1 protein-coding gene is annotated in these 2325 nt (G+C 71.5%); it reads left to right on the top strand.

Going from position 1 to position 2325, the window contains the following annotated elements; genetic code table 11:
• Nucleotides 1–245 precede the first annotated feature (245 nt).
• Nucleotides 246–2325: beta strand repeat-containing protein (locus ACM2XV_RS14425; RefSeq protein WP_487027432.1), on the top strand; the 2080-nt coding region annotated here is incomplete at its 3' end.

Raw genomic sequence — 2325 nt, 5'->3', positions numbered from 1 at the left:
GGGCACCACCGCACTCGCCGGCACGATCGGCGACTTCTTCTTCCCCGCAGCGCTTGCGGGGTTCTCTTCCCTCGTCGACGGAGATGCACTGCCGGCATCCCCCGTCTTCGAGAACGACTCGTCTCCTGACTAGGTAGGGCGCAGTCTGCCCGTTCGCCGTTGCGGCGAGCGCGTGGCGGACAGACGCATCCGCAGGACCGCCCGCGTGCGGGCGATCCCTCCTACCCAGTCAAGGAGCTTCTCCAATGAAAACCAATGCCGTCAGGGCGCTGTGGTTCGCAGTCGCCCTCGGGGGTCTGACCCTCGCGGGGGCCGCAGCGGCGAATGCCGCCACCGGTGACCCCGACACCTCAACAACTTCCGACGCATCGAACACCTCCGGAACCGGGCTCGTCTCGTCTCTGCTGGCGAACAACGGCCCGGTCGACGCCATCGCCGGCGATACGGTGGTCGACAGCCTGGTCGGCTCAAACACTGCTCTCGACCCCGTGACCTCGGCCGTCGACGCCGCTACCGCAGGGACCGCGGTCCCGACGGTCGTCGACGCGCTGGTCGGCTCCGACTCGGCTGCCGCTGACATTCCCGGGGACGGGAGCGTCGTCGACGGCGGCACCGTCGGGGATGCCGCGGCCAACGTCGACGGCGTGCTGAACGCCGCCGCCTCGGGCGGGGACGTGGCAGGCGCCCTCACCGACACGGTCGACGGAGCCGTCGCCGATGTGAACACCACGCTGAACGACGTGCAGACCGACAGCTCGCAGCTGCTCGGCGACTCGGGCGTCGTCCCGACGGCGACCGACAATGTCGCCACCACGGCGGGCGACCTGCTCGGCGGCGACCCGGCCGCGACCGGCGACGACCTCGCCGCGACCGTGAACGACGCTCTCACCGGCACGGCGGATGCCACCGACTCGAGTGGCCTCACCGACGACGTTCTCGCCGACACCCTCGGTGCGACGACCGACACGAGCTCGGCACCTGGAACCGACACGGTGGCCGGCGACGACCTGACGGCCGTTCTCGCGCCCGTCACCGACACGGGGCTCACCGACGTCACCTCGGCCGTGCTCGGCGGCACGGATGCAACGCCGCTCGAGGATCTGACCGGTTCCGACAGCCCCGTCGACACCCTCGTGGGCGACGATGTGCTCGACCCGGTGCTCGGTTCGGACAGCGAGCTGCCTGCGACCCTCGCGCCGGTGACCGATGCTGTGGACGGCCTGACCGGCACGACCGCCACGTCGGACATCGTGGACGCCGCCGTCGGGCAGGACTCGGGGCTGAACGACATCGCGGGTGACGGCACGCTCGTCGAGGGCGGCCTCGTCGGTGACGCCACCACGAACACCGATGCCGTGATCGACGACCTCGCCTCGGGCGAGCCCGTCGCGGCCGACCTCGGCACCACCGTGGACGGCGTCGTGAACGACCTGACCACCACCGGCCAGGACGCCGCTGACAACCTCACCGACCAGGTGGGCAACGGCCTCGTCGCCGATGCACTCTCGGACGGCGCACAGACCGTGAACGACCTGCTCACCGGCGGCGACGTCGCGGGCGACCTCAGCGACACGGTGGCGGATGCCGGCAGCAACACCGCCGACGCGCTCGACTCCACCGGGCTCGTCGACGACGCGGCAGCGGACCTGCTGGGCGACTCCGGCACCTCGGCTCCCGCAGGCGGCGCGTCTGCCGTCACGGCGCCGATCACGGGCGCCCTCGACGACGGCCTCGTCGACAGCCTGCTCGGCGACGACAACATCGTGGACCAGCTCACCGACGACGGCAATGTCGTCGAGGACCTGACCGACCCGGGCACGGTGCTCGACCAGGTTGTGGGCGACCCGATCGTCGACCCGCTGCTCGGTTCGGACAGCCCGCTCGACGCGCTCACCGGCGACGACTCGCCGATCGCCGATGTCACCGGCGACGACTCCGCGTTGAACGACGTCGCCGGTGACGGCGCACTCGTCGAGGGCGGCCTCGTCGGCGACGCCGCGAGCAACGTCGACGACATCCTCACGGACCTCGAGTCCGGCGGCGACGTGGTCGGCGACATCACGGACGCCGGCGGCCTGCTCGACGACGCCGTGACCGACACCGTTCAGACCGTCGACGACACCCTCGCCGGCGCGAACCAGACCCTCGCCGATGCCGCTGACGCGCTTCAGTCGGACGACCCGGTGGGCGGCCTGCTCGACGTCGTGAGCTCGGATGTCACCGCCCAGTCCGGGCTGCTGGACCCCGTGCTCACCGACGTGCTCGGTGACACCGACCCGGCCGCAACCGACCCCGGCGACGGAACCGACCCCGGCGACGGAACCG

The sequence above is a fragment of the Gryllotalpicola sp. CP2-P1 genome, assembly GCF_057512245.1.
The sequence above is the reverse complement of the archived record's forward strand: the minus strand, read 5'-3'. Positions and strand labels throughout refer to the sequence as shown.